Below are 26,663 nucleotides of genomic sequence, written 5' to 3'. Positions count from 1 at the left end.
ATGATTAAATAGTGTTGAATGAAGCAAGGTGTATAGGCGTAAAGTTTCATACACTAAATAGATTTAGGAAGCAAAGCTTGAAGGGAGCAAATTGACATTGCTGAAAAAATTATTCGGTTTCGGAAAAAACCAAGATGATGTAAAGGAAGAAGTCATTTATTCTCCGGTTGATGGAGAGTTAATGGATATGACTGATGTACCAGATCCCGTCTTTTCTCAAAAGATGATGGGAGACGGCGTAGCAGTAAAACCAAAAAGTGGGACGATTGTGTCACCAGTAGAGGGTGAAATCATTCAGCTCTTCCATACAAAACATGCAATTGGCATTCGAACACTCTCGGGGCTTGAGCTTCTGATTCATATCGGACTAGAAACAGTTGGGTTAAATGGTGAAGGATTTGAAGCGCACATTAAAGAAGGGGATAAAGTGAAAATCGGTGACCCTCTCATTACGTGTGATTTAGAACTGATTGAAGAGAAAGCATCAAGTACAGTGACACCGATTGTGATTATGAATGGTGACCTGGTCGAACGACTTGATAAAGAACCAAAAGGCTCTGTAGAAAAGCAGATGTCCAAGCTCTTTACAGTGAAAATGAAATAATTCATGAATAGAAAAAACTACCCGTTAATAGGGTAGTTTTTTTATTGAGGATATTAATCCTCCATTGGAACCCAGCCTTGACTCGCTTCCATGACAGACCACAATCCTTCTGGAATGAGATACTTGTCTTTTTGGCTGCGTTTAATGACGGTTTCAATCTCTTGTTCTCTGCCTTCTTTAATCTTTTTAGCCCAATCTGGGTCGACGATCAGCTCTCGTGCGACAGCAATCAAAGGAATCCCTTGATTGTAAGCATGGAGAGCATCTTCAGCTGTAATGACGCTGCCTACTCCAATAAGCGGAAGAGTATCGCCGCAGCGTTCTTTTAGCAGTTCCATACGTGTTTTATTAGAATCTGCGCCTCGTCTTGCTTTAGAGCCAATCTCCATTAAAGAGATATGCAAATAATCGAGGTTTTTTGTTTTGAGAACATCCACTAATGTAAACGTCTCTGTCATTGTTAAACCAGGTGTTTCAGGTTCTTCAGGAGATAACCGGTATCCAAAGATAAACGGTTTAGCCGCATGTTCTTTGATGGCCTCTTTGACTGCATCTACAACAGCAATAGGGAAAGCTAGACGTTTTTCTTCATTTCCTCCCCATTGATCTTTACGCTGATTGCTATGCGGTGAGTAAAATTGCTGTAATAAATAACCGTTTGCTCCGTGAATTTCCACGCCGTCAAACCCTGCTTGAACCGCTCGTCTTGCCGCTTCTTTAAAGGAGTCGATAATATGAGTAATTTCCTCTTCTTTTAAAGCGCGTGCAATTTGTTTTCCATCTTTGAACACATCACTTGGCGCAACCACATCACCGTTTGGAACTAAATGAGGGAGAGCCTGAGAGCCGCCGTGATGAATTTGGATAATGGCTTTTGTTCCTTTTGCCTGGATTGCTGAAGCCAGTTTTTTCAGGCCTGGGATATCTTCATCTCTTGCGATAGAAGGCTGTCCTTCAAATGCCTTCCCATCTGGAGTCACGTTCGCACATGCTGTAATCACCATACCCATTTCACTTGATCTAGCTGTAATGAAATCAATTTCGTCTTTTGAAATGGTGCCATCGTCATGAGAACCAAAGTGTGTCATTGGAGCAACCACTAACCTACCATCAATAGAGGCGCCACCAGGAAACGTAAATGGTTCAAATAAAGGCTTAAATTCGTTTTTCACTCTGATCATCTTCTTCCTTGATAAAATCATTTCACTATAGAAGTGTAATGGATACTGTTACAACAGTTCAAAGTATTTGCTCATAACTCCAGCATCAAAAAATTGCCGCCTAGTCATGCAAACAAATATTCGGTACACTAGAATGAGAGGTGGACGCAATATGAAAAAGAAAACAATGAACGAACTGATAGAAGAATTAAAGAAAGACGAACAGGTAGAGCATTGGCATGAAATTGAAGCAAAGCCTGCACAGACCTCTCCCGTTCCTGAAAGAGTGGACGACAGGCTAAAAAAGGCGCTTGAAAAACGAGGCGTGAAAGAACTGTATATTCATCAAAAAGAAGCCTTTGAACGAGTAATGGATGGTGAACATGTAGTAACGGTTACACCAACAGCTTCTGGTAAAACGCTTTGCTACAATCTGCCTGTTCTTCAGTCGATTGCAGAAGACCAGACAAACCGCTCTCTTTATTTATTCCCAACAAAAGCGCTCGCGCAGGATCAAAAGAGTGAACTTAACGAGATCATCCACGAGATGGATGTTCCGATTCATAGTGAAACATATGACGGGGACACCTCACCAGCCATTCGGCAGCGAGTGAGACAAGCAGGACATATTGTCATCACAAACCCAGATATGCTGCATTCAGCCATTTTGCCTCATCATACGAAATGGGTCAGCTTGTTTGAGAATTTGAAGTATATTGTCATTGATGAGCTTCATACATATCGAGGTGTGTTTGGCAGTCATGTGGCTAATGTGATTCGCAGGCTAAAGCGAATTTGTGCATTTTACGGAAGTGATCCGGTGTTTATTTGCACTTCAGCAACGATTGCGAATCCAAAAGAGCTGGCGCAGCAGCTCACAGGGAGCAAAGTACATCTTATTGAACGAAACGGAGCGCCTAGCGGTAAAAAGAATTTTGTGTTTTATAACCCGCCAGTGGTGAATAAACCATTAAATATTAGACAAAGCGCTGCCACTGTCGTCAACCAGTTGGCTAAAACATTTTTAAAAGAAAAAATTCAAACGATCGTTTTTGCTAGAAGCAGAGTACGAGTAGAAGTGATTTTAAGTCACATTCAAGAGCTTGTGAAAAAAGAAATCGGTCCAAAATCGATTCGCGGGTATCGTGGAGGGTATTTGCCAAAAGAGCGGCGCGTGATTGAAAAAGGGTTAAGAGAAGGAGACATTTTAGGTGTCGTCAGTACAAACGCCCTAGAATTAGGGGTAGATATAGGTCAGTTAAAGGTATGCATTATGACGGGGTATCCTGGCAGTGTAGCGAGTACATGGCAGCAGGCAGGACGTGCTGGAAGGCGTCATGAGGAGGCGCTTATTATCATGGTGGCAAGCTCCTCACCCCTTGATCAATATATTGTCAGACACCCTGAATATTTTTTTAATAGACCGCCTGAAGCAGCCAGAATCAATCCTGAAAATCTCATTATTTTAGTGGATCATCTAAAATGTGCTTCCTACGAGCTGCCATTTCGGACGGATGAACAGTTTGGCGACATGGAAGTAGAAGATATTTTGCAATACTTACATGAAGAAGGAGTTCTTCATTTTAGCGGGAACCGGTATTATTGGTCAGATCAATCGTTCCCAGCACATGGCATCAGCCTGAGGTCTGCAAGCCAGGAAAATGTAGTGATTGTGGATCAATCAGATGTAGCGAATGTCCGAATTATTGGAGAGATGGATCGATTCAGTGCGATGACACTGCTTCATGATGAAGCGATTTATTTACATGAAGGGGTTCAGTATCAAGTAGAAAAGCTAGATTACGAGCATCTGAAGGCTTATGTGAAACAAGTGGATGTAGAATACTATACAGATGCTAATTTAGCTGTTCAGCTCAAGGTGCTTGAAATCGATCAGACAACAGAGAAAGAAGCGGTATCTGTTCACTACGGTGATGTCACTGTCAACGCAATGCCGACAATTTTTAAAAAAATTCGGCTCAGCACTGGTGAAAATATCGGCTCTGGTCCAATTCACTTACCTGAAGAAGAAATACATACGAGTGCGGCCTGGTTTGAATTACATGAAGCAGAGCGGAGATTTGAAGAGAAAACACTTGAACAGCTGCTGCTCGGCATCGCAAATGTTCTTCAGCACATTGTACCAGCCTTTGTGATGTGTGACCGTTCAGATATTCATGTTGTTTCACAAATTAAAGCGGCACATACCGGTAAACCGACAGTCTTTTTATATGACCATTACCCTGGCGGAATTGGCTTAAGCAAAGAGGTCCAAGCTCGTTTCGATGAAATAGCAGGTGCAGCCATTCAGCTGATAGAGCGGTGCCGCTGTGAGAACGGCTGTCCGTCCTGCATTGGCATGGAAATGAAAGAGGTGAGCGGAAAAAGCAGCATTGTTGAATTGATGTCTGGATTTTAAGGGGAAGGAGGAAGAGAGCTACTCATGTCACTAAAAGGGAAATTAAATAGAATGAAGAAGCACTTATCGCACAACCAGCCAAACGAAAAACGGCAAAAAGCAGTGGAAGAAAAGCCCCAGCTTGTGACGGCTGATAACATCCCATTTTTAAAGGAATGGGAGCAACTCGGTGCAGCTCCATATCACTTTGAGGATTCCTTTTGTCTCATTCGAGAAGTCACCTATTCATTAGATGACAAGCATGGACTCTATTCGTTTGCGGAACTGCCAAAGATCATCGAGGCTTGGAAAAAAAGCGGCATCCAGCATTCACTATCGGCTAAAGGTTACAAACCGCATGAACTGTTTTTCTTTGATACAGAAACAACTGGGTTATCTGGCGGGACGGGAAATATGATCTTCTTGCTTGGACATGCGCGGGTTTTTGCTGACAAAGTAGTGGTGAAACAGCACCTGCTCACAAATCCGGGAAATGAAGCGGCTCTTTATAAAAGCTTTCTCGATGAAGTGAACGTAGAATCGCTTGTTACATATAATGGAAAATCATTCGATTGGCCGCAAGTGAAAACGAGACATACTTTGTTGCGAGATCAAATCCCTGCGCTTCCAGAGTTTGGCCACTTTGATCTTCTGCATGGGTCAAGACGATTGTGGAAGCATAAATATGAACGTATGGCGCTGTCTGTGGTTGAAAAAGAAGAGCTGCACGTTCACCGGGAAGGCGACACACCAGGTTTTTTGGCACCGATGATCTATTTTCATTTTTTAAAGGAACAAAATCCGAAGCTCATCGAAGGAATTTTGACTCATAATGAATTAGACGTCCTTTCGTTAATCAGCCTCTACATCCATCTATCCAAAAAAATTCTATCTATGGATGCGGTAAAGGAACACGATGAGAAATACGCGCTGGCTAGATGGCATCTTGCGCATCGAGATGTACAGGAAGCTACGAAGCATTTGCGGGAATTAACAGGTGCTGATTTTGAACATGCCAATCAGGCGGCTTATGATCTCTCCTTACAATATAAACGGCTAAACGAGTGGGATGAAGCGGTTCGAATTTGGGAAACATTATTTGAATCAAGTGATGTCCATTTAGCATTAAAAGCGGGTATAGAGCTTGCGAAGTGTAAAGAGCATCGCCAAAAAGATGCAAGGTCAGCTCTTTCCATCACCGAATCTTTATTATCTTTCTCATCGTTAAGCGAGCGAGACACCGAAGAGCTTGAGAGGCGCAAAAAACGGCTATTGAGAAAAGCTGGGCAATGAAATATTATTACCCGGGAAAGCGCAAAAAATGACAACGTTCGGCTCTCGACCGAAAATAAAAAATGTTTAGCACTTTTATTGTAGAAAGGCCGCGAATCCTGTAAAATAACGTTAGATATTGAATGAGGAGCGTATAGCATGTATAAGGGTCTTTTCTACTTGTTTTTTCTTGTAGTCATTTTAGTCGCTTTTGTGTTTTCAAACTATAAAGATATTTTTCTTGCCAACTTTTAAAATAGGTTAATGCATTAGTACATGTACACCTCTTGATTCATACATTGGTAATGTAAGAAAATCAAGGAGAGGGGAATGCTACATGTACCATCATCATCATTGCCATCCGAATGTTACACAGCCAATTGTTCATCCGACGAATCATTGCTGTACACACAGCGAGTCAACAACAATTGTGCCGCATATTCACCCGCAGCATGTGACAAATGTTCATCATCAAAATTTCCAACATATTCACTACTTCCCGCATACGTTTTCTCAGGTGGACCCGGCAACACATCAACACTTTAACTGCGGTGGACCTTGCTGTAACAGATAAAGTGAATGGGACTTTTATAAGTCCCATTTTTTAAAAGCAGGTGAAAAAATGAAGATTATTGCTGTCACAGGGTACAAGCCGTTTGAGCTTGGGATATTCAAGCAGGACGAGCCTGCACTTCAATACATAAAAGCGGAGCTTCAAAAAAGGCTGATAGCCCTTATCGAAGAAGGTTTGGAATGGGTGCTCATATCAGGCCAGCTTGGGGCAGAAATCTGGACAGCCGAAGTGGTGTTTGAGCTTCAGGAGGAATATCCAGCGTTAAAACTTGCAGTCATTACGCCATTTTATGAACAGGAAGAGCGCTGGAATGAGCAAAACAAAGAATTGTATGAAGGAATTCTTGCACAGGCCGATTTTGTAGAAAGTGTCACGCATAGACCGTATGAAAGTCCGGCACAATTTAAACAAAAGAACCGCTTTTTTATTGAAAAAACAGATGGACTTCTCGTCTTATATGATCCCGAGCATGAGGGATCGCCGAAGTATATGATTAGAGAAGCAGAAGCCTATACCGATTACCCCATTATGTACATCACAATGGATGATCTAAGAGCGCAGGTTGAGGCGGAAGATCCGTTTTTTGATTAAAAGCAAGAGAAAATTTGACAACGTCACGTATTTCTGAAAAAATATACTATGAATTCACGATATGAGGTGAAAAAGATGCTTGCTGATAAAGTAAAGCTTTCTGCGAAAGAAATTTTAGAAAAAGAATTTAAAACAGGTGTCAGAGGGTACAAACAAGAAGAAGTCGATAAATTTTTAGATATGGTTATTAAAGACTATGAGACCTTCAACCAAGAAATCGAAAAACTTCAACAAGAAAACCTCCACTTGTCAAAACAGCTTGAAGAAGCTGTTGAACAAGGGAAAAGACAGCCTGCACAGTCTAATACAACTAACTTTGATATTTTAAAAAGACTATCGAACCTTGAGAAACACGTTTTTGGCAGCAAACTTTATGATTGAGTCTTGCTGAAAAAGCTTGTGTCAGATGTCATTGTCGTTTATAATAACGCTTATTGATTAACGTTCGGGTAATCGCTGTAATGCTATTTAGGGTATTGCAGAGGAAAGTCCATGCTCGCACGGTGCTGAGATGCCCGTAGTGTTCGTGCCTGGCGAAAAAATAAGCCAGGGCAGCCTGGGAAAGGCTGACGGCAGGAAAAATGCCTACGTCCTTTTTAGGATATGGCAAAGTATCCTTGAAAGTGCCACAGTGACGAAGTCTCACTAGAAATGGTGAGAGTGGAACGCGGTAAACCCCTCGAGCGAGAAACCCAAACTTGGTAGGGGAACTTTCTCAAAGGAACCAAACGGAGAGAAGGACAGAGAATTCTGTAGATAGATGATTACCACCTGAGTACGAGGCATTTGCCGTTTGCAGTACGATGGAACAAAACATGGCTTACAGAACGTTATATCCGTTATAATAAACATGATGAAACAAAGCTCTCCTATTTCAACATATGGAGAGCTTTTATCTTGAATACATAAAAGGACGAGAAAACAGGTGATAAATCAATGAAAACCTATACACTCATCGCAACAGCTCCAATGGGGATTGAAGCAATTGTTGCAAAAGAAGTAAGAGACCTTGGCTATGAGTGCACAGTCGACAATGGAAAAGTGATTTTCAAGGGGGATGCTCTTGCGATTTGCCGTGCAAACCTTTGGCTGCGTACAGCAGACCGGATCAAGGTACAAGTTGCTGAATTTTCGGCAAAAACATTTGATGAGCTTTTTGAACGGACGAAAGCGATTGACTGGGCCGCTTTTTTACCAAAAAACAGTACGTTTCCTGTCATCGGGAAATCTGTGAAATCTCAGCTTGCCAGTGTTCCGGACTGCCAGCGTATCGTCAAAAAAGCCATCGCGCAAAAGCTGAAATCCTCCTACAACATTCATTCTGAATGGCTTGAAGAGACGGGCCCTGAATATAAAATCGAGATCGCTCTTTTAAAAGATAAAGCTGTGCTTACTCTTGATACATCAGGTGTAGGTCTTCATAAACGTGGATACCGCATGGATCAAGGCGGAGCACCTATTAAAGAAACGCTTGCAGCTGCGCTCGTCCTATTAACGAACTGGACACCTGACCGTCCGTTTGTTGATCCTTTCTGCGGATCAGGAACAATCGCCATTGAAGCAGCGATGATAGGACAAAACATTGCCCCGGGATTCAACCGGGATTTTGCGTCTGAATCATGGGAATGGATCGGTGAAGACGTATGGAACAAAGCGCGAGTAGAAGTAGAAGAAAAAGCAAACTATGACCAGCCGCTCCGCATTATTGCAAGTGATATCGACCATCGTATGGTAGACATTGCAAAAATGAATGCAGAAGAAGCAGGACTAAGTGAACTGATTGAGTTTAAACAAATGCAAGTAAAAGACTTTCAAACAAAAGACGAGTATGGTGTGATTGTCGGAAATCCTCCTTACGGTGAACGACTGAGTGATAAACCAGCAGTTGAAAAAATGTATCAAGGAATGGGTGAAGCATTTAAGAACCTAGATACCTGGTCCATATACATCTTAACGTCACACGAAAAATTCGAAGAATGCTTCGGAAGAAAAGCGACGAAAAAGAGAAAGCTGTTTAACGGTTTTATCAAAACAGACTATTATCAATATTGGGGAAAACGCCCGCCTAGAAAACAAACAACCGAATCGTAATAAATGGCCGCACCGAAAGAAGGTGCGGCTTTTTTGTGCAGAAAAGGTATAACTCTAAGCGAGACGGAATAAACTGAACTTGATTTTAAAAAAAGAGGTGTCTTCATGATTCATTATGATCAAATTCAGTTAATCCAAAAAGCACTCGCTTCGACTGCTCAAGAAATAGAAGGGCATGAAGGTGGACAATCTGCTCAGCTTACGGCAGCCATCGAAGATTTGGCACTGGCTCAGGCATACATAGAACGTTCTGAGCATGCATTTTTAATGAAGGAAAGCTATCAACATCGCCTGCGCTCATAAAAAAAGATTGTTTTTCCCCAGCGTAAATGGTACTATTGAATGTCTGAATGATTCAAAAGTTGGGGGTTGAAGCAGGTGACAGCATCTCGTTTGCCTTTTTCATTATCAAAAGAACACAATTTTTACGAAGAACTGGGCAACTGGATTGGTGATGTGTTTTATGACATTTTGCCAGAAAAGGGCTTTGATCTTCGAGATGAACAAATATTCATGGCTTTTCAGCTAGAAAGAGCCTTTAAAGAAAAAAGTGTGATGTTTGCCGAAGCTGGGGTAGGCACAGGCAAAACCATCGTCTATCTATTATTTGCCGTCACATATGCAAGGTATACAGGGAAGCCTGCGATTATTGCATGTGCAGACGAAACGTTAATTGAACAGCTCGTTAAACAAGAAGGTGATATCTATAAAATTGCCAATCACCTTGATATTCAAATAGATGCGAGATTAAGTAAATCGCATGATCAATATTTATGCTTAAAGAAGCTAGAGAAAACGATGCAGCGTGAAGATGATGAAAAGTGGCTCGATATTTATGAATTACTACCTTCATTTGTTCATGAATCACATGGTATGCAAACCTTTTATCCATATGGCGATCGAAAAGAGTATCCAGAGTTATCAAATGATGAATGGTCACGAATTGGCTATGACTCATTTCAGGACTGCCTGACGTGCGATATGCGCCATCGCTGCGGTCTGAATTTATCAAGAGATCATTACCGAAAAGCGACAGACCTCATCATCTGTTCACATGATTTTTACATGGAGCATGTGTGGACGAAGGAATCCCGAAAACGTGAGGGACAGCTTCCGCTGCTTCCTGAGCATAGCTCCGTCGTATTTGATGAAGGACATCTTCTCGAGTTTGCCGCTCAAAAAGCGTTAACGTACCGAGTGAAGCAATCAACGCTTGAAACATTTTTGGAGCGTCTTTTGCAAAACGACATACGCGAAGAATTTGCAGAGCTTGTTGAAGATGCACTTGCAACAAACGATGAGTTCTTTTATCTCTTAAAAACACATGCCAAAGAAGTCAAAGGCTCGCACCGGCTTGAAATTGGGCGTGTCGATGAGGTGAAGCGTTCTGCAAGCGAATTGTGTGACTTGCTTGAAAAAATCGGAGAAGCGCTCGTGTTTGAATCTGAAATGTATACGATCGATCAATACGAATTATCTGTTGTGGAAGAATACATTGAACAAATGGCGTATTCTCTATCGCTTTATCAAAAAAATGCCATTAGCTGGCTGGAAAAACAGGAATTAGATACAACATTTGTTGTGATGCCGAAGACGGTTGCAGAGGTACTTGGCGAAAAAGTTTTCTCGCAAAAAAGACCTTATATTTTCTCTTCCGCTACATTGTCTGAGAATCAATCCTTTGATTATTTAGCTGAAAGTCTTGGGATTAAAGATTACTTATCAATGAGTGTCGCTTCGCCGTATGATTACGATGAACAAATGAAGATTTATTTCCATGGAATTCAGCAGATCGCTGAGCAAGAGGCAAAAGCACAGCAAGTGATCACTCAGCTGAAAGAAAATGGAGGACGATCTCTGATTCTATTCCCTTCATTTGATGAACTCCATTTCTTTAGAAAACAGCTTGAAGCAGCAAATGAATCACTGCCGTTTGACGTATATTTTGAGGGAGACGAGGAAATCAGCACAATTGTTCAAAAGTTCCAAGCTGATGAGACGTCTGTGTTATGCTCTGTTCATCTGTGGGAAGGGCTTGATATTCCAGGTGAATCATTAACGAATGTGATCATCTGGGGACTTCCTTATCCGCCGCATGATCCGGTATTTGAAGCGAAACGAAATGAAGCAAAGGATGCACATGCTGAAGTTGACCTTCCGTATATGCTGCTTCGCTTACGCCAAGGGATTGGAAGACTGATCCGGACAAGCCAAGACGCAGGAAGCATTCATATTTATTTTGATCGTAAGGAAGATACAGCGCTTCAAAGTAAAATTGAATCCGTTCTGCCAGTGAAGCCCATCATTACATCTTAAATAGCTGAAAACTTGTAAAGGAGGAGGATACCGCTGTGTATCCTCCTTTTTCATTGACAAAAGAACATTCATTGAAGTAGCCTTGAAACGTACATACATATTATTGATTGGGGGAACAAACGCATGAGTCTTGAAGCAACTGAGAAAGCGTTTTATCAATTACTAGGGAAAATCGCCCATTATACAGAGGCGCTCCATTTACTTTATTGGGACTCTAGAACACAAGCGCCTAAAAAAAGTGCGGATTTTAGAGCGGAAACGATCGGTCAATTATCAAGTGATATTTTTAATATGAAGACTTCTGACGAAATGAGAGATCTTCTTCACGAATTAAACAAACATCGAGATGAGCTGTCAAAAGATACACAGAAGGCGCTCGAATTATCACAAAAAGAGTATGATGAAAACAGTAAAATTCCGAAAGAAGAATTTAAAGAATACTCGATTTTGCAATCAAAAGCAGAGCATATTTGGGTTGAAGCAAGGGAGAAATCAGACTTTTCACTCTTTGCACCATACTTAAAACAGCTTATTAACTTCAACAAGCGTTTCATCCAATATTGGGGCGTGAAAAAAACGCCTTATGATGTGCTGCTCAATAACTATGAGCCAGATATGACGGTTGAACAGCTTGATCAAAAATTTGGTGCACTTCGTGACGCCATTGTTCCTCTTGTGAAAAAAATCGAAGCTTCACCAAATAAGCCGGATACTTCATTTTTATCGAAAAGCTTTCCAATCGATAAACAAAAGGAATTGAGCCTCTTTTTCTTAAAAGAATTAGGATATGACTTTGACGCAGGCCGCCTTGATACAACCGTCCATCCATTTGCAGTGACATTAAGCAGAGGTGACGTGCGTGTGACGACCCGTTATGATGAGCATGATTTTCGAATGGCGATCTTTGGCACGATTCATGAATGTGGTCATGCGATTTATGAGCAAAACATTGATGAAGCACTGAGCGGAACGCTTTTATGTGATGGCACTTCAATGGGTATCCATGAATCACAGTCTCTTTTCTTTGAGAACTTTATCGGCAGACACGAAGATTTCTGGAAAACGTATTATCAAAAGCTGCAAGAAGCATCTCCTGAGCAGTTTAAAGATGTTTCTTTAGAAGACTTTGTGCATGCAGTGAATGAATCGAAGCCGACTTACATTCGAATTGAAGCCGATGAACTGACGTATCCGCTTCACATTATCATCCGCTATGAAATTGAGAAAGCGATTTTCAATGAAGAAGTAGCGGTGGAAGATCTACCTGCACTTTGGAATGAAAAATATCAAGCGTATCTTGGCATTACGCCTCCTAATGATGCACTCGGTATCTTGCAGGATGTTCACTGGTCTGATGGAAGCTTTGGCTATTTCCCTTCATATGCCCTTGGTTATATGTATGCGGCCCAATTAAAACAACAAATGATCAAAGACTTACCAAATTTTGATGAGCTAATTCAAAATGGGTCTTTTGCACCGATAAAAGAATGGCTGACGGAACATGTTCATCAGCATGGAAAACGGAAAAAGCCATCTGAAATCATTCAAGATGCAACAGGTGAAGAATTAAATGTTCAATATTTAATCGACTACTTAACGGATAAATATACGAAACTGTATTTATCATAAAAGAAGGGCACCCTTTCATGAGAAGGGTGCTTTTTTGATGCTTGAATATTCTAAAAACGAACATTTTGTTCTGATCTATTATTTAAGTTCGGTATTTTTCTAGAAAAGTGCTTTCCAAGCGTCTGAAATCTTGTTATAATTTGAACACTATAACACTCATATAATCGCGTGATGATGGCACGCAAGTTTCTACCGGACACCGATACGGTCCGACTATGAGTGAGCAAAATGAAACAGCTCTTGTTTGAGCTGAAGATCCGTGGATCGTTTTCGCATTGCTTGCTCCTCATGGGCAGCAATGCTTTTTTTATGCAAAAAATCGAATGTTTGCCAATATGCTAGGGGGAAAAATGATGGAATTGTTACGTCAAAAAATTGAGAACGAAGGGATCGTTCTGTCAAATCAAGTGTTAAAGGTAGATGCTTTTTTAAATCATCAAATTGATCCTGTGTTAATGCATGAGATTGGGCAAGAGTTTGCTAGATTATTTAAGCATGATGGCATTACAAAAATCATCACAATCGAATCTTCAGGCATCGCACCTGCTGTGATGGCTGGGCTTGCTCTTCAAGTCCCTGTTGTGTTTGCAAGAAAACGTCAATCACTCACATTAACGGATAACCTGTTAACAGCCAGTGTGTACTCTTTTACAAAAAAAGTAGAAAGCACGATTGCTGTCTCAAATACGCATCTGAGTGAAAACGATTGTGTGTTAATCATCGATGACTTTTTAGCAAATGGTGAAGCTGCGAAAGGGCTTGCTGCGATTGCAAAGCAGGCAAAGGCGAAAGTAGCCGGATTTGGCATTGTCATTGAAAAATCATTCCAGCCTGGAAGAAATGCGCTTGTGCAAATGGGCTACCGCGTCGAGTCCCTCGCACGTATTGAATCACTTGAGGAAGGGAAAGTCACGTTTGTACGGGAGGTACAATCATGAGTACCGCTAAAAAAGTCAAAACGCTCTCGCTGGGCATTCAGCATGTACTTGCAATGTATGCAGGTGCTGTTCTTGTACCGCTCATTGTTGGAGATGCGCTTGGGCTCACGCCTGCACAGCTGACTTACCTCATCTCTGCGGATATTTTCATGTGCGGGGCTGCTACATTGCTTCAAGTATGGAAAAACCGCTTCTTTGGGATCGGTCTGCCTGTTGTATTAGGCTGTACATTTACTGCGGTTTCGCCGATGATTGCGATTGGCTCTAAGTATGGAATTTCGTCTATCTATGGCAGTATTATCGCTGCTGGGTGTATTGTCATTCTTCTTTCTTTTTTCTTTGGGAAGCTTGTGAAATTTTTCCCGCCTGTTGTCACAGGCTCTGTCGTCACCATTATTGGGATCACCCTCATTCCTGTAGCAATGAACAATATGGCAGGAGGAGAAGGAAGTGCGGACTATGGTTCTTTTGAAAATCTAGAGCTCGCTTTCCTTGTACTATTTATCATTGTACTGCTCTATCGATTCACGAAAGGGTTTATGAAGGCGATCGCCATTTTAATCGGTATTCTCCTTGGGACAGCAGTTGCTGCGTTTATGGGGAAAGTGGAAACAGCTGAGGTGGCAAACGCCCAGGTTTTCCGCATGATTGAGCCATTTTATTTTGGCATGCCGACCTTTGAATTTGCACCGATCATGACCATGACGTTAGTAGCGATTGTGTCATTGGTTGAATCAACAGGCGTTTATTTCGCACTAGGTGATTTAACAAACCGTTCATTAAAAGAAAAAGATTTGGCTAAAGGCTATCGGGCAGAGGGGATTGCTGTGTTATTAGGTGGAATCTTCAATGCTTTTCCGTACACAGCCTACTCGCAAAACGTTGGATTGATCCAGCTAACAGGAGTCAAGAAAAACCAAGTCATTGTCGTAACAGGTGCATTGCTCATGTTATTTGGTCTTTTTCCTAAAATCGCTGCCTTTACAACGATTATTCCAAAATCGGTTCTTGGCGGTGCAATGGTTGCCATGTTTGGCATGGTCATTGCATACGGTATTAAAATGCTCTCGCGCGTGGATTTTGCAAAGCAGGAGAACTTATTGATCGTTGCTTGCTCCGTGGGAATCGGCTTAGGTGTTACCGTCGTGCCGCAAATGTTTGAGCATCTGCCAGATTCGATGAAATTATTAACAAGTAACGGCATTGTGGCCGGAAGCTTTACCGCAATTTTGCTTCATATTATTTATCACATGATTCCATTTAAAAAAGAAATAGAGCAGGAGCTTATGGAAGAGCCTAAGCAATCTGTTATGTAAACATCTCTCTTGGAGAGGGGTGCAGATTATGGACAAAGAGCTAAAATGACCTTTTATTTTAGCTCTTTGTCTTCTTTTTAGCTTGATAAAAAACCTTTGATCCTAGGAAGGAGCGTGTGAGGGTTTGTCTACAAGCTGAAAGCCCGCATCTTTTGGATACGGGCTTTTTGTGATTAGCACTATTAATGTTGTACCGGTGGCATTGTTTCGTTAATGACTGCAAATGTATAGCCCCTTGCTTTTAGCTGTATAATCAGGCTGTCTAAATAGTTTGTGGTAGAGGGTTGATCATGCATTAATATAACTTTTGGTTCCCATGGTTTATTTTTCTCAAACATTTGCAATTGATTCAATACCTCTGGAACATATTGTGAGTTTTTATATCTCCAGTCAAGGCTATCAATCGTCCAGTCCCAGTAAATAAAGCCATTTTGGTTTAAACGTACTTTTTGATGATATGTTAAATTTGGAACACTGCCATAGGGGGTTCTTACAAGACGGCTGTAGACGCCTGTAACAGAGGCAAGAATATGCTGAGCTTCTCTCATTTCATTTGCGGGAGACTCGCTGTTCTGATAAAAGAGGTTTATATCATGCGTCATGCCATGAAGACCTAATTGATGTCCTTCTTGATAAAGTCTTTTCACAGCTGATTGGTGTGCTTGGATTTGCGGTCCAAGCATGAAGAACGTCGCCTTCACGTGATGTGCTTTTAATACATTTAACAGCTGATTTGATGTAGCAGAAGGACCATCATCAAATGTTAAAAAGACCGTTTTATTCGTTGCCTGTTGGTTTGGATTGGTCTTAAAATGTGTATCCAATGTTCTTGTAGACTGATCTTTTGCTTTCAGACTGATGCTTGTGTCACGGAAGTCACTGCTGGCAACATTTTTTGCTTGCCCATTTGTCGCCTGCAAATGGGGTTTAGACATATCCCAGATAAAAAAGAGAAACAGTGTAAGAAGCCCTAAACCAATTATCTTTGAGAGAAGTATCGTGTTGTAGGGTGTCTTTTTTTTGGAAACCTTTTTCATTACAATCACTCCAGTCAATTAAATTTTGAGCCGAACCATGTTGTAGATTCTTTCTTTTTTCACTGTTTTTCTTGGTACTCATATTGATTATATATAGTGGAAAAAATCCTTTTTATACAGAAAATTCAAATAAATTAGCAGCAGATGTGACCATTAATTCGAAGCGAAAGGGAGATTCCTTATGAAAGTGTTGTATAATGACGATTTCATTGAAAAAAGGTGCTTATGTGGAAAGTGGAGACAGAGGCGATTAATCTCAAAAAACATAGAGAAAAGCTCGTACCACTACAAAATAAAGAAGATATCGGCAAATTCTCTCTTACCGTACAACGAAGGATTTAAACAATATGTGTCCGGTTCAGAGGTTTGTAAAACTTGTTCTTTTCTAGATAACTGTACACAAAGTCAAAATCATACCAAGCAAATTCATCGCATATTTGGCAAGACTAGATGAAGCAAACTACCTAAGACTCACTGAAATAAATAAAAGCAACTATGCAAAGCGGAGAGAAATAAAGAACGCGTCTTTGCGGATGCAAAAGAAAAGCATAGTATGCGTTGGGCGAAACTTCGTGTACTAAAAAAATTTCAATGCAAGCGATGCTTACTCTCGCTGCCATGAATCTTAAAAAATTAGCTAACTAGACATGAAAAACACTATGTCCAGCGTAAACCCTTTATAATTATAGTGAAAACCCCACTTTTATTTAAAGTAAAGGGGGAGTTTCTACGGTCTGAACACTTCTCTTTTAGAAGTGTTTTTTTGCATAAAAAAAGCAGGTTCGCTTGGCTTAGAACGAACCTGTGAAGGAGGAAAACTACATCATGTTTTCACCTATATTATCCAATATTTATCAATTGTCGTCAAGACAAAAAGTTAGCCGGAGGAAAATATTTTGACTGAATTGTGACGTTTTGGCATGTATATCCTTTTTTCGATAGGGGATATTAATCGAAAAAAGAGGTGAAGCCGATGGCGTACATTCTTTCTGTTGGAACGAGTCTGCCACAACATCATGTGGATCAGAAAAAGGCGGCTGATTTTGCTAGATCCCAATTTAAACGATCGTTTAAAGATATCGACCGGCTGCTCAGAGCTTTTCAAAATGGAGAAATCGAGAGCAGACAGTTTGTGCAGCCAATTGAATGGTATCAGACGCACCACTCTTTTGAGGAGAAAAACAACCTCTATTTGGAAAAAGCATTGGCTCATGCAAAAGAAGCGGTCATACACTGTCTTCATGAAAAGGCATTCCTGAAAAAACCGATTCCGTTTGAAGAGATCGATGCATTGTTTTTTATTTCAAGCACCGGACTTTCTACACCAAGCCTTGATGCAAAACTGATGAACGTTCTCCCTTTTTCGCCTTATACGAAACGGGTGCCGATTTGGGGCTTAGGATGCGGGGGCGGAGCGGCGGGGTTGTCCCGGGCTTACGAATACATAAGAGCATTTCCAGAAGCGAAGGTACTGGTTGTCGCCTGTGAACTGTGCAGTTTAACCTTTCAGCCGCAAGATCAATCAAAAAGCAATTTAATCGGTACATCTTTGTTTGGAGACGGGACAGCAGCTCTATTATTAACTGGAGAAAAAGGCGTATCTGAATATACCCATCTAAAAACAGTTCCTAAAGTGATTGGTACACAATCCGTCACAATGAAAGAGTCTGAGGATGTGATGGGCTGGGAATTTACAAGTGACGGCTTTCGGGTTATATTCTCCCGTGACATTCCTTCCATTATTTCCGGCTGGTTAAAAGAGCAAGTCGATCAATTTTTAGAGCAGCAAGGGTATTCGGCAGAAGACCTATCGGTTTTTCTTGCCCATCCTGGAGGGAAAAAAGTGATCGATGCCTATATTAAAAGTCTATCCTTACAAGAAGATCAGCTTTTTTCATCAAAAGAAGTACTCAGACAACACGGAAATATGTCCTCTGCCACAGTTTTGTATGTGATCAAGCATTATCTTGAACATCAATCCGCTGAAGCGGGAGATATGGGTCTTTGCGGAGCGCTTGGTCCGGGATTTTCCTCAGAGTTGCTGCTCATGAAATGGGAGGAGGTCTGATCATGATCATTTGGCTCGTCATTGGTTTCTTCGTGTGTCAGCGGCTTATTGAAATGCTTGTGGCTAAAAGAAATGAAAAGAAAGTGAAAGCGATCGGTGCCATTGAATTTGGTGCAAGTCATTATCCTTATATGGTCGCTATGCATGCGGGCTTTTTTCTCTCACTCATGGTTGAGGTATGGGGGTTAAACAGGCCGCCGTCGCGCTATTTTCTTGTGCTGCTCGTTTTCCTGCTGGCGACACAGGTTATTCGATATTGGGCATTATGCTCTCTTGGAACGTATTGGAATACGAAGATTTTAGTTGTACCAAATGCGATGATGGTGAAAAAAGGACCTTATCGCTGGTTAAAGCATCCTAACTATGTCGTGGTGGCGATTGAGCTTATGCTGATCCCGCTTTTATTTAATGCCTATTTTACCGCCATTTTGTTCACATGTTTAAATGCATGGATGATGGCTGTGAGAATTCAAACAGAAGAGAAAGCGCTCAATCAGTATTTGTTAAATTAATATTGAAAATCATTATCAATTGTGATACACTTTCATTAATGATAAGCATTCTCAATCACGAAGGATGGACGGTGATCACATGACAATGGTTTTCTTACTCGGTACGGTCTGTGTATACAGCCTATTAATTGGCTTCGTATTAAAAGGTGTTTCTAAAAAATCTGCTTCCTGATCGCAGTCAATTGCGACTGATCGGGCAGCAGCTTTTTTTTATTTCCTCAGATCAGAAGAAAAATCTCTTGATTTTGTGTAAAATGGTATCACATACATAACTGACTTTTCTAAAAACAAAGGGGTTTATCGTCATGGAAGACTTGTCTATTCGAGATTCGCTCGTTCAAACTACAGGTGCTTTATATCAAAGCCTTCTCAAAAGGGATGATCATGAACGCGCAGCCAAACTTGCATCGATTATCAAAAAGGAAGCAGAAGAAGAAGTGTATATCGCATTTACCGGCCACTATTCAGCTGGAAAGTCATCACTTGTCAATCATCTGCTTCATGATCACATCCTGCCAACGAGTCCGATTCCAACAAGTGCAAACTTGGTCGTCGTGAGGAAAGGGGAGAGTGAAGTAAAGCTTCACACCTCAGATGGCCGTTTTGCAAAAATGAGCGGTTCTTATGATAAAGAAGCAGTTCAGCGTTTTTGTAAGGACGGGGAACAGATTGAAATGGTGGAAATTAGCGGGGACTATAGAGGATTGGAAGAAAAGGTGGCACTGATTGATACGCCTGGAATTGATTCAACGGATCATACCCATTTTTTATCTGCCGCGTCTATTCTTCATCAAGCAGATGCTCTTTTTTATGTCGTGCACTACAACCATGTTCATTCAGAAGAAAACATTCGTTTCATTCGCTCCATTAAAGAGAAAGTGCCAAATCTTTATTTCATCGTAAATCAAGTCGATCGACATGATGAGCATGAGACAGCGTTTGAAGACTACAAAAATCAAGTAGTTGATATGCTTCTTAAAGAGGGCATTGAAGAAGAACATCTATACTTTACATCTGTAACCGATGAGTCGCATCCAAGAAACGAAATGATTCGTTTAATCGAGAAACTGCAAGAATTACAAACATTGCCGAAAGCATCACTTCGCGCCTATACCGAGCAGAAAATAGAGAATGTTTTAAAAGAACATATTGACTCATTAAAAGAAGAGCTGCAAGAAGAGGATCTTGATTCACTGCTTCAAGAAAAAAGAAGAGAAGTCAAGGAACTTGAAGCGAAAAGCAGCTTTATTGAAAATGGAGCAAAACAGTTAGAAGACGAAGTGTCTTCTGAAGTCGAGAATATTTTAAAAAATGCAAACCTAACCCCATTTAAAATGAGAGAGCTTGCAAGTGACTATATTGAATCGAAAGCACCTGGCTTTAAGGTAGGACTGCTATTCGCTAAAAATAAAACTGAGCAGGAAAAAGAAAAGCGGGCGAACGATTTCTTAGCAGATGTCAAAGCAAGAATGAAAGCTGAAGTGGACTGGCATATTGCTGAGCTGCTCAAAAAAGAAGTCAAGAAACATCAGCTTGGTGAAGCGCTATTAAATCAAGTGATGGCATTTGAAACACCTGTGGAAGAATCACTGCTTGAGAACGTCATTCATCATGGTGCGACATTTTCAAATGAATACGTTTTGCAATATGCAAAAGATGCTGGTGAAGCACTGAAAAGACAGACCAAACAGAAAGCAATACCATTGATTGAACAAATGACCGAGACGCTGAAAACCCAGCTCATGAATGAAAAAGGAAAGCAGCAAGATAATTGGGCCCAGGCAGCACAGGAGCTCCAAGCGCTGGAGCAATGCATGGCAAAAAATGATCAAATCAGAAGAGATATTGAGCATGTATGGGATATATGGCAAAACGGAATAAATGAGCAGATCACAGATGATTGGTTTTATGTGAAAAAACATCGGATGCAGCATGACGAGCTAAATCAGAATCATACGTCCATTCATGCGGAAGAAAGCGAGAAAGAAAATAAGCAGCAGACAGAGCTTGATCAAATGCGTCAATCACAGCATATTACGACAGCGCAGTCAATTGACCAGTTCGAGCAGCTTTCTCAAATTTTAATGCCATTAAATGCGCTGCAGTCTCAAAGAAAGTCCTTTGAACAACGAACAAAGCGGCTGCAAGCGAAGGAATTTACACTCGCCTTATTCGGTGCTTTTAGTTCGGGGAAATCGTCGTTTGCCAATGCCCTAGTTGGGAGAAAGGTGCTGCCATCATCTCCTACACCAACGACAGCCTCGATCAATAAGCTGACGCGGCCGACAGAAGACCATCCGCATGAAAGTGTGAAAGTGGTGTTCAAAACCGAGCAAGAAATATTAGAAGAGCTCGATCAAATTCTCGGTTTTTCTATAACAGAAGAAAAGGGAGATACATTTCAAGCCAAACTCGAACGAACGCTGAAAAAAAGAGAGCTTGAACAGGATCACCGCATCATTGTTGAACATTTTTTAAACGCTCATGAAAAGTTCCGTGATTCCATTCAAAAACAAACGCCGCTCAATGTCACCCTTCAAGAATTAAAGCCATATGTGGCAGAAGAGGCTGTTTCTTGTGTGGTGAAGGAAGTGACGGTGTATTTAAGTACACCTTTAACAGATAAAGGACTGACGATTGTTGATACACCAGGCGCCAGCAGTATGAATAAACGTCATACAGAGATTGCCTTTCAATATATGAAGGATGCTGATGCCCTTCTTTATTTAACTTACTACCAGCATTCTTTCTCAAAAGCAGACCGGTCATTTTTACGAAAACTCGGGCTTGTAAAAGATTCATTTAGCATGGATAAAATGTTTTTTATTATCAATGCAGCTGACCTCGCAAAGGATCAAACAGAGCTTGAAACCGTCTTTGACTATGTGAAAAATGAGCTCACAAAAGAAGGCATCCGGCATCCAAACCTTCATCACGTATCCAGCAAGGAAGAGATCGAAGGAAAGGGACAGTCGCCTTATAACCAGTATGCACAGCTAAGAACACAGCTCGACTATTTTATTGAGGAAGAATTAACGAAAGATGCGATTGAGCTGCTGTATTTTGAAGCGAGTACATTATGTAGAACAGTCGACAAGCTGCATGAGACGCTGCATCAGTCAGAAGATGAAAAGCAAGCAGAAAAGAAAAAGATAGACACATCCTATGAAGCGATCGTTGATCAAATGAGCCATATTAAACGATCTAAGCTAGTGACAGAAAGTGTGAAAAAGGACTTGCACGAACAGCTTTACCACATTGTTCAGCGCTTGTCACTTTATGCAAATGATCTGTTAAAGACAGCCTTTTATCCTGGAATATCTCAAGGGGACTTCAGGCAGGAGCTGAAAAAAGCGCTTGAACAGGCGCTAAAGGATTATGAATTTGAATTTGTACAGGAGCTTAAGGCGCTTGATATTCGAATGGAATCGTTTATCACTCAATATTTCAAAGAGGAGTGGGAGAAAGGATTACAGGCTGCGTGTGCAGAAGATCCTTACTTTTCTCTCCGGCTGTCGCCTCCAGATGAGAAAAATGCAGAGCTGAAACAAATTGAAGTGGAAGCGGACCTAACGCCGTTTGAGCCGCTCTTAAAGAAGCAAAAATCATCGAAAGCTTTCTTTGAACAGAACGGGAAGGCAGCGTTTATTGAAGCGATTCGAGATGTTCTTTTCCAGTTAACGACGAAATGGGCAGATAAAGAAAAAGAAGAATTACAGAGCAGATACGAAATGATGGTGAAGACCTTTACTGAAAGATATGAGACAGAAGCGCTCAAGCAGCTGAATGAACAAAAACAAACATTTATCATGAGCTTGACGACAGATGCGAAAGAGCAGGCGATGATAGAACAAGTATACAAGCAGACAAATGAATGGAAGAAGCAGTTGAAAACCATTTGATTCATGATAGACTATAGAAAAAAGAAAGCAGTTGATAAAAAATGACGAGCGTACACGAAGAGATTTCCGCACATTCACAAAAACAGAATGCTCATATCAAGTCGTTTCTTGCGCTTGAGCAAAAAAGAGAGCAGGCAATAGAGACTGCTGTTTTCAAGTGTGAACAAAACGAACCATTTACAACTGACGATATCAATGCGATTACTTCGAAGATGAATGAGCTTGCACGAGGCGGAATTGTTCCGCTGCGTAAGCATGTCACGATTGATATGGTTAAGGAGTATGTCGAACGAAAACAGAAGTAAAGAGTAACTTTCTCTTTTTTGGTCATCTTAACAAGTGAACCGAGAAAGGGGAATGATGATGGAAAAAAAGCAGCATGCAAAAAAGCAGGATGAGCGTAACCCGAAACAAAAAGAGATGCCGTCCTACGCAGAAGCAGAATCGAAAAAAATGCAATACGGTCAAAAATAATCCAAAGGTGCCACTTCTTTTCCAAAAGAAGAGGGCGCCTTTTTTATGTCGAATTCTATGTTCTGTGATAGAATAGGAGTATTGTTTTGAAAAAGGGAGTTTATAAGAATGAATAAACACGTACTGCTTGTTGATGGCATGGCGCTTCTGTTCAGATCGTTCTATGCAACAGCTGTCCATCGGAATTTTATGATAAATGATCACGGCGTCCCGACGAATGGAGTAAATGGCTATTTGAAGCATTTATTAACCGCTGTTCAGACATTTGAGCCAACTCATATTGTGTGCTGCTGGGATATGGGAAGCCAAACATACCGAAATGAATTGTTTCAAGATTATAAAGCAAATCGAGGAGAGGCGCCTGTCGAGCTCATTCCGCAATTCGATTTAGCAAAAGAAGCGACAGAAGAACTAGGAATTGTAAACGTTGGTTTAAAAGGCTTTGAGGCAGATGATTGTATCGGTACGCTGGCAGCAGTCTATCAGAATGAAGCACGTGTGACGGTTCTAACCGGCGACAGAGATTTGCTGCAGATATTGAATGAACAAGTGACTGTTGCTTTGATGCAAAAAGGGATCGGGAACTATAAACATTATACAAAAGCCTTATTTGAAGAGGAAATGGGCATCTCTCCAAAGGCGCTGATCGATATGAAAGCACTTATGGGGGATTCAAGTGACAATTACCCAGGCGTGAAAGGAATCGGAGAAAAAACAGCATTAAAATTTATTCAAACATATCAAACCATTGATGGATTATTAGAAAATGTTCATGAACTAACGGCCGCACAGCAAAAGAAAATGCAAGCAGGGTTAGAAGATTTGAAACTCTCCCGTCTATTGGCAGAGATCAAATGTGATGTCCCGCTGAGCTGTCCAATTGATGAGACGAAGATGAACATCAATCAAGAACGGGCTGCTGCCATGCTGCGATACCATCAAATCAAAGGAATTGAACCGATGGTGAATCGATTAAGTAAAATAGAGATCAGCTAAGCCGATCTCTCAGCGTATAGACAAACCCTCGCATTCGTTGTCAGGTCTGCGCTCCGGTGCTCACGAATGTCAAATTCGCTCCGCTCCGGTACTCGCCCTTCCTAGACTGCAAAGGTTTTCTATCACGCTGAAAAGAAGACAAAGATAAAAATCATTTTAGCCCTTTGTTAGAGATCAGCTAAGCTGATCTCTAAGGTCATCTTTTTGTATTGCTTTTCTTCGCTCTATTTTCGAGCTGAGATAGTGGCTGCTTATCTTTTGTTTGCGCATCACCTTGAGGGGTTGTCCCATTTGTGACACGACCTTTATTCTCTTTATCCAATCAGTATCACCTCATACATTAGCATAACCGAAAAAAAGCGATTCATCCTTTAGAAAGGTGAATCGCTTTTCTAGCGAGCTGATCAGCTACTTGATTTTCCTTGCTTGGAATCCACTTAATGAAAAATAAATCAAACTGCCGTTGAAGCTCGATCATCTCTTTTATAAAAGGCTGAAAGGCTGGATTTTTAGCAAATCCTGCATTGGCCGCACGGTCAACTACCTGTGAATCTGTTCGAAATGAAACGGAACGCAGTCCTTTTTCTACGCAGATTTTCATCCCTTCAATGAGAGAGGAAAATTCTGCTTCGTGATTGCTCATTGATCCGAGAGGAATCGAGAAAGATTCTGCCTTTCCATCATATTTAATGAAAATGCCGATGCCAGAAGGACCTGGATTACCTGCGCTAGCACCATCAATGTATATTTCAGCTGGCAATTTATTTCACCCTTTCATCAAGCGGAACCATTCTTTTCGCTGCATACGCATATGGTGTCCCAATCGCGGCCACGATAAATTTAATCACATAAGTCGTGATGAAGATTTCGATCCATACATGAAATGGATAGGTGCCAAGAAAGGCAATGGTTGTGAAGATCAGTGTATCAAGCAGCTGGCTGATCATCGTACTTCCAGCGTTGCGCACCCAAAGCGCACCATCGGAAGGAAATATCCGCCGAATAAACGAATATACATAAACATCTAACATTTGACTGATGATATAAGCAGCAAGACTGCCAAGTGCGACCCTTGGCATAAAGCCAAATATCGTTTCGAGCGATGTTTGAGAAATGTCAGATGGAGCGGGATGGAAAAGCAAAGCCTCCTGCATGACAACGGTTAGTGTTAAAAGGGTGGCAAAGCCAATCCAGACAGCTTTCCTCGCTTCATTTTGTCCATATTTTTCATTCAATACGTCCGTTGCAAAGAACACACTGCCATATAAAATGTTCCCAAGTGTTGCCGTTAAGCCAAACAATTCAACGGTTTTGACCACTTGTAAATTTGCTGCAACCGTCGCAAAGCCAATCCAGACGAAAAGGCCCATCTTGCCAAATCCTTTATAAAATAGAAGAACAATGATAAAATTAATGATCGCAAATAAGATCCAAATACCTTCATTAAACAAGTGACATGAACTTCCTTTCTCATTGTAAAATGTAACTTTTTGATTATAGCATAACGAACGTTTACCTTAAAAGCACGGGAAGGCGATGTGATCAATGAAATTAAGAGCGCACTATACAATGAAAGTGAAATCGATTGGGTCCATTGCTTTTTTCCAAGAAGATTGGATGGAGCTAAAAGAGGCCTTGCTTTTAGCAAAACATATCGATAAAAAAGAACCACAGTCACTCCTATCATTTGAAGATGAAAAAGGGGCGATGTGGTCTATTAAAGAACTTGAAAAGCTAAATGAAGAACTAAAGCTTGAACCTGATCAGCTTCAGGTCTATTTTGATGCAAGTTTTCACAAAGAAACAGGCGACTCTGGCCTTGGGGTTGTCGTCTACTATAAGCTCGGAGAAGATGCTTATCGTTTGAGAAAAAATCAGCCCTTCCAAGGAATCACCAATAATGAAGCGGAGTATGCAGCTTTATTTGAGGCAGTAAAAGCTTTGAAAGACCTTGGGGCAAGCAGAAATTCTGTCACGATTAGAGGCGATTCATTAGTTGTCATGAATCAATTAAAAGGAGAATGGCCTTGTTATGATGATATACATAACAAATGGCTCGACCGGATTGAAGCGGCTTTAAAGGAGCTGAGGCTTACGCCAACATATGAAGTCATCGATCGTAAACAAAATGCAGAAGCGGATCAGCTTGCAAGGCAGATACTTGCAGACGTCCCAATTGAAAGTAAATTGAAATTAGAAGCAGACGGAGCTGAATAATGTGGATAAAAAAACAGCAGTACAAGAATTGACGGATCTCCAAGACACGTATTGTTCAGATTGCTTGATTAAGAAGCACTTTCGAAAAGAATATGGCAAAAAATACGCCCACTCCTTTTGTATTCAGCAATGCACAGTAGGAGAGAAAATAAAAGAATACGGACAGACGCTGCTTAAAAAGTAAGCGGCTGCCCCGGTTTTCCTTACTCAAACATCCGCTCGTGAAAAAAAACGGATAGAATGTGTTAAAAAAGAACATATTCTGAAAAATGAGCCGATATAACTATAGAAAGTTTTGGTTGAGTTACTTTTTGACTAAGTGACGGATAATAGAGGAAAAGGGGAAGGCCGGCATGAATAATAAGGATTTCGAAACGGTATTACATCGAACATTTCAAGAGGTATACAGCGATCTAGAGCAGCTAGTAGATGTAGCAAAGAAGGGAAGACCTTTTCTCGAAAAAGATATTTCTGAAATTGAACAACGACTGAAGCAAAATATTTTAGCCATTGAAATTCAGCTGAAAATCAAATAAGAGAGGCATATGCCTCTCTTTATTTTGTCGTT

Annotated in this window: 26 protein-coding genes, 1 other RNA gene, 1 pseudogene and 1 riboswitch; of the genes and pseudogenes, 23 read left to right on the top strand and 5 right to left on the bottom strand. The window is 41.0% G+C overall.

Translation table 11 applies throughout. The annotated features are described in order from the left end of the window. Window positions 1-97 precede the first annotated feature (97 nt). A complete protein-coding gene (locus tag AC3WTB_RS11165) occupies window positions 98-604 on the top strand; it encodes a PTS sugar transporter subunit IIA (RefSeq protein WP_039183169.1) in 507 nt (168 codons plus the stop codon). A 53-nt stretch (window positions 605-657) separates the two neighbouring features. On the opposite strand, the gene AC3WTB_RS11160 is transcribed toward AC3WTB_RS11165, so the two are convergent. Then, on the bottom strand, window positions 658-1,776 hold the full coding sequence (locus AC3WTB_RS11160) for an NADH-dependent flavin oxidoreductase (protein WP_406846186.1): 1,119 nt from the start codon (window positions 1,774-1,776) through the stop codon (window positions 658-660). A 160-nt stretch (window positions 1,777-1,936) separates the two neighbouring features. Here AC3WTB_RS11160 and AC3WTB_RS11155 point away from each other — a divergent pair, with 160 nt between their 5' ends. The 12 genes from AC3WTB_RS11155 to pbuX all read left to right on the top strand — a co-directional run bounded on the left by AC3WTB_RS11155 (window position 1,937) and on the right by pbuX (window position 14,889). Then, on the top strand, window positions 1,937-4,183 hold the full coding sequence (locus AC3WTB_RS11155) for a DEAD/DEAH box helicase (protein ID WP_039179453.1): 2,247 nt from the start codon (window positions 1,937-1,939) through the stop codon (window positions 4,181-4,183). Between the two features lie 24 nt (window positions 4,184-4,207). Next, on the top strand, window positions 4,208-5,455 hold the full coding sequence (locus AC3WTB_RS11150; protein ID WP_492333737.1) for a ribonuclease H-like domain-containing protein: 1,248 nt from the start codon (window positions 4,208-4,210) through the stop codon (window positions 5,453-5,455). A 316-nt stretch (window positions 5,456-5,771) separates the two neighbouring features. Then, window positions 5,772-6,008 carry a spore coat protein CotD gene (cotD, locus tag AC3WTB_RS11145; RefSeq protein WP_492333736.1) on the top strand — a complete coding sequence of 79 codons (237 nt, stop codon included), beginning with the start codon at window positions 5,772-5,774 and terminating at the stop codon, window positions 6,006-6,008. Window positions 6,009-6,056: 48 nt separating this feature from the next. After that, window positions 6,057-6,599 (top strand): SLOG family protein, encoded by a 543-nt coding sequence (locus AC3WTB_RS11140; RefSeq protein ID WP_185847115.1) that lies wholly within the window; start codon window positions 6,057-6,059, stop codon window positions 6,597-6,599. Between the two features lie 75 nt (window positions 6,600-6,674). Further along, window positions 6,675-6,980, top strand: a complete 306-nt coding sequence (gene gpsB / locus AC3WTB_RS11135) for a cell division regulator GpsB (protein ID WP_012010336.1) — start codon at window positions 6,675-6,677, stop codon at window positions 6,978-6,980. Window positions 6,981-7,040: 60 nt separating this feature from the next. Then, window positions 7,041-7,427: RNase P RNA component class B (rnpB, locus tag AC3WTB_RS11130), an RNA gene on the top strand. 108 nt (window positions 7,428-7,535) lie between these two features. Then, window positions 7,536-8,690 (top strand): THUMP domain-containing class I SAM-dependent RNA methyltransferase, encoded by a 1,155-nt coding sequence (locus AC3WTB_RS11125; RefSeq protein ID WP_492333735.1) that lies wholly within the window; start codon window positions 7,536-7,538, stop codon window positions 8,688-8,690. A 105-nt stretch (window positions 8,691-8,795) separates the two neighbouring features. Beyond that, complete coding sequence (locus tag AC3WTB_RS11120) at window positions 8,796-8,993, top strand: hypothetical protein (protein ID WP_024422762.1); 198 nt, start codon at window positions 8,796-8,798, stop codon at window positions 8,991-8,993. Between the two features lie 75 nt (window positions 8,994-9,068). Next, window positions 9,069-11,006 carry an ATP-dependent DNA helicase gene (locus AC3WTB_RS11115; protein ID WP_492333734.1) on the top strand — a complete coding sequence of 646 codons (1,938 nt, stop codon included), beginning with the start codon at window positions 9,069-9,071 and terminating at the stop codon, window positions 11,004-11,006. A 123-nt stretch (window positions 11,007-11,129) separates the two neighbouring features. Beyond that, window positions 11,130-12,635: a carboxypeptidase M32 gene (locus AC3WTB_RS11110; protein ID WP_492333733.1), complete on the top strand. Its 1,506-nt coding sequence runs from the start codon at window positions 11,130-11,132 to the stop codon at window positions 12,633-12,635. Window positions 12,636-12,771: 136 nt separating this feature from the next. Then, a riboswitch (purine riboswitch) is annotated at window positions 12,772-12,871 on the top strand. Between the two features lie 117 nt (window positions 12,872-12,988). Further along, on the top strand, window positions 12,989-13,573 hold the full coding sequence (xpt, locus tag AC3WTB_RS11105; protein ID WP_024422759.1) for a xanthine phosphoribosyltransferase: 585 nt from the start codon (window positions 12,989-12,991) through the stop codon (window positions 13,571-13,573). Continuing rightward, window positions 13,570-14,889 carry a xanthine permease PbuX gene (pbuX, locus tag AC3WTB_RS11100; RefSeq protein WP_492333732.1) on the top strand — a complete coding sequence of 440 codons (1,320 nt, stop codon included), beginning with the start codon at window positions 13,570-13,572 and terminating at the stop codon, window positions 14,887-14,889. The genes xpt and pbuX overlap by 4 nt, the downstream gene beginning before the upstream one ends. 182 nt (window positions 14,890-15,071) lie before the next feature. On the opposite strand, the gene AC3WTB_RS11095 is transcribed toward pbuX, so the two are convergent. Continuing rightward, entirely contained in the window at window positions 15,072-15,926 is an 855-nt protein-coding gene (locus AC3WTB_RS11095; protein ID WP_492333731.1) for a polysaccharide deacetylase family protein, read from the bottom strand. A gap of 331 nt (window positions 15,927-16,257) precedes the next feature. Here AC3WTB_RS11095 and AC3WTB_RS11090 point away from each other — a divergent pair. From AC3WTB_RS11090 to AC3WTB_RS11060, 7 genes and pseudogenes are all read left to right on the top strand, one after another. Next, window positions 16,258-16,571: pseudogene (locus AC3WTB_RS11090) on the top strand (transposase); the annotation flags it as partial. Between the two features lie 328 nt (window positions 16,572-16,899). Beyond that, complete coding sequence (locus AC3WTB_RS11085) at window positions 16,900-17,994, top strand: type III polyketide synthase (protein WP_492333730.1); 1,095 nt, start codon at window positions 16,900-16,902, stop codon at window positions 17,992-17,994. Window positions 17,995-17,996: 2 nt separating this feature from the next. Next, complete coding sequence (locus tag AC3WTB_RS11080; protein ID WP_034623498.1) at window positions 17,997-18,506, top strand: isoprenylcysteine carboxyl methyltransferase family protein; 510 nt, start codon at window positions 17,997-17,999, stop codon at window positions 18,504-18,506. Window positions 18,507-18,570: 64 nt separating this feature from the next. Further along, complete coding sequence (fbpC, locus tag AC3WTB_RS11075; protein WP_306299200.1) at window positions 18,571-18,678, top strand: Fur-regulated basic protein FbpC; 108 nt, start codon at window positions 18,571-18,573, stop codon at window positions 18,676-18,678. Between the two features lie 133 nt (window positions 18,679-18,811). Further along, window positions 18,812-22,408 carry a dynamin GTPase gene (gene dynA, locus AC3WTB_RS11070; RefSeq protein ID WP_492333729.1) on the top strand — a complete coding sequence of 1,199 codons (3,597 nt, stop codon included), beginning with the start codon at window positions 18,812-18,814 and terminating at the stop codon, window positions 22,406-22,408. 41 nt (window positions 22,409-22,449) lie between these two features. Then, window positions 22,450-22,713, top strand: a complete 264-nt coding sequence (locus AC3WTB_RS11065) for a YpbS family protein (RefSeq protein ID WP_039179417.1) — start codon at window positions 22,450-22,452, stop codon at window positions 22,711-22,713. Between the two features lie 277 nt (window positions 22,714-22,990). Continuing rightward, on the top strand, window positions 22,991-23,878 hold the full coding sequence (locus AC3WTB_RS11060) for a 5'-3' exonuclease (protein WP_058837920.1): 888 nt from the start codon (window positions 22,991-22,993) through the stop codon (window positions 23,876-23,878). Window positions 23,879-24,074: 196 nt separating this feature from the next. Here the strand turns inward: AC3WTB_RS11060 and AC3WTB_RS11055 are convergent, their stop codons facing one another. From AC3WTB_RS11055 to AC3WTB_RS11045, 3 genes are read right to left on the bottom strand one after another with little or no spacing between them, the layout of a single operon-like run. Beyond that, window positions 24,075-24,200, bottom strand: a complete 126-nt coding sequence (locus AC3WTB_RS11055; RefSeq protein ID WP_003215584.1) for a hypothetical protein — start codon at window positions 24,198-24,200, stop codon at window positions 24,075-24,077. Window positions 24,201-24,242: 42 nt separating this feature from the next. Next, window positions 24,243-24,638 carry a reverse transcriptase-like protein gene (locus AC3WTB_RS11050; RefSeq protein ID WP_492333728.1) on the bottom strand — a complete coding sequence of 132 codons (396 nt, stop codon included), beginning with the start codon at window positions 24,636-24,638 and terminating at the stop codon, window positions 24,243-24,245. Between the two features lies 1 nt (window position 24,639). After that, window positions 24,640-25,329, bottom strand: coding sequence for a queuosine precursor transporter (locus AC3WTB_RS11045; protein ID WP_041085802.1), 690 nt, complete (start codon window positions 25,327-25,329; stop codon window positions 24,640-24,642). A gap of 94 nt (window positions 25,330-25,423) precedes the next feature. Here AC3WTB_RS11045 and AC3WTB_RS11040 point away from each other — a divergent pair, with 94 nt between their 5' ends. The 3 genes from AC3WTB_RS11040 to AC3WTB_RS11030 all read left to right on the top strand — a co-directional run bounded on the left by AC3WTB_RS11040 (window position 25,424) and on the right by AC3WTB_RS11030 (window position 26,631). Then, complete coding sequence (locus tag AC3WTB_RS11040) at window positions 25,424-26,095, top strand: ribonuclease H family protein (RefSeq protein ID WP_041085800.1); 672 nt, start codon at window positions 25,424-25,426, stop codon at window positions 26,093-26,095. A gap of 1 nt (window position 26,096) precedes the next feature. Further along, window positions 26,097-26,279, top strand: coding sequence for a zinc-finger domain-containing protein (locus tag AC3WTB_RS11035; protein ID WP_024422748.1), 183 nt, complete (start codon window positions 26,097-26,099; stop codon window positions 26,277-26,279). A gap of 169 nt (window positions 26,280-26,448) precedes the next feature. Further along, complete coding sequence (locus AC3WTB_RS11030; RefSeq protein WP_039179402.1) at window positions 26,449-26,631, top strand: hypothetical protein; 183 nt, start codon at window positions 26,449-26,451, stop codon at window positions 26,629-26,631. The last annotated feature ends 32 nt before the right edge of the window (window positions 26,632-26,663 follow it).

It is taken from the genome of Bacillus sp. EB106-04-04-XG123 (assembly GCF_058791855.1).
This window is presented reverse-complemented; position numbering and strand designations above follow the sequence as displayed.

What these genes read in the sequence shown, in the direction of transcription:
- AC3WTB_RS11155 (WP_039179453.1), top strand. Translation starts at nt 1,937, where the DNA reads ATGAAAAAGAAAACAATGAACGAACTGATAGAAGAATTAAAGAAAGAC.
- AC3WTB_RS11150 (WP_492333737.1), top strand. Translation starts at nt 4,208, where the DNA reads ATGTCACTAAAAGGGAAATTAAATAGAATGAAGAAGCACTTATCGCAC.
- cotD (WP_492333736.1), top strand. Translation starts at nt 5,772, where the DNA reads ATGTACCATCATCATCATTGCCATCCGAATGTTACACAGCCAATTGTT.
- AC3WTB_RS11140 (WP_185847115.1), top strand. Translation starts at nt 6,057, where the DNA reads ATGAAGATTATTGCTGTCACAGGGTACAAGCCGTTTGAGCTTGGGATA.
- gpsB (WP_012010336.1), top strand. Translation starts at nt 6,675, where the DNA reads ATGCTTGCTGATAAAGTAAAGCTTTCTGCGAAAGAAATTTTAGAAAAA.
- AC3WTB_RS11125 (WP_492333735.1), top strand. Translation starts at nt 7,536, where the DNA reads ATGAAAACCTATACACTCATCGCAACAGCTCCAATGGGGATTGAAGCA.
- AC3WTB_RS11120 (WP_024422762.1), top strand. Translation starts at nt 8,796, where the DNA reads ATGATTCATTATGATCAAATTCAGTTAATCCAAAAAGCACTCGCTTCG.
- AC3WTB_RS11110 (WP_492333733.1), top strand. Translation starts at nt 11,130, where the DNA reads ATGAGTCTTGAAGCAACTGAGAAAGCGTTTTATCAATTACTAGGGAAA.
- xpt (WP_024422759.1), top strand. Translation starts at nt 12,989, where the DNA reads ATGGAATTGTTACGTCAAAAAATTGAGAACGAAGGGATCGTTCTGTCA.
- pbuX (WP_492333732.1), top strand. Translation starts at nt 13,570, where the DNA reads ATGAGTACCGCTAAAAAAGTCAAAACGCTCTCGCTGGGCATTCAGCAT.
- AC3WTB_RS11095 (WP_492333731.1), bottom strand. Translation starts at nt 15,926, where the DNA reads ATGAAAAAGGTTTCCAAAAAAAAGACACCCTACAACACGATACTTCTC.
- AC3WTB_RS11085 (WP_492333730.1), top strand. Translation starts at nt 16,900, where the DNA reads ATGGCGTACATTCTTTCTGTTGGAACGAGTCTGCCACAACATCATGTG.
- AC3WTB_RS11080 (WP_034623498.1), top strand. Translation starts at nt 17,997, where the DNA reads ATGATCATTTGGCTCGTCATTGGTTTCTTCGTGTGTCAGCGGCTTATT.
- fbpC (WP_306299200.1), top strand. Translation starts at nt 18,571, where the DNA reads ATGGACGGTGATCACATGACAATGGTTTTCTTACTCGGTACGGTCTGT.
- dynA (WP_492333729.1), top strand. Translation starts at nt 18,812, where the DNA reads ATGGAAGACTTGTCTATTCGAGATTCGCTCGTTCAAACTACAGGTGCT.
- AC3WTB_RS11065 (WP_039179417.1), top strand. Translation starts at nt 22,450, where the DNA reads ATGACGAGCGTACACGAAGAGATTTCCGCACATTCACAAAAACAGAAT.
- AC3WTB_RS11060 (WP_058837920.1), top strand. Translation starts at nt 22,991, where the DNA reads ATGAATAAACACGTACTGCTTGTTGATGGCATGGCGCTTCTGTTCAGA.
- AC3WTB_RS11040 (WP_041085800.1), top strand. Translation starts at nt 25,424, where the DNA reads ATGAAATTAAGAGCGCACTATACAATGAAAGTGAAATCGATTGGGTCC.
- AC3WTB_RS11030 (WP_039179402.1), top strand. Translation starts at nt 26,449, where the DNA reads ATGAATAATAAGGATTTCGAAACGGTATTACATCGAACATTTCAAGAG.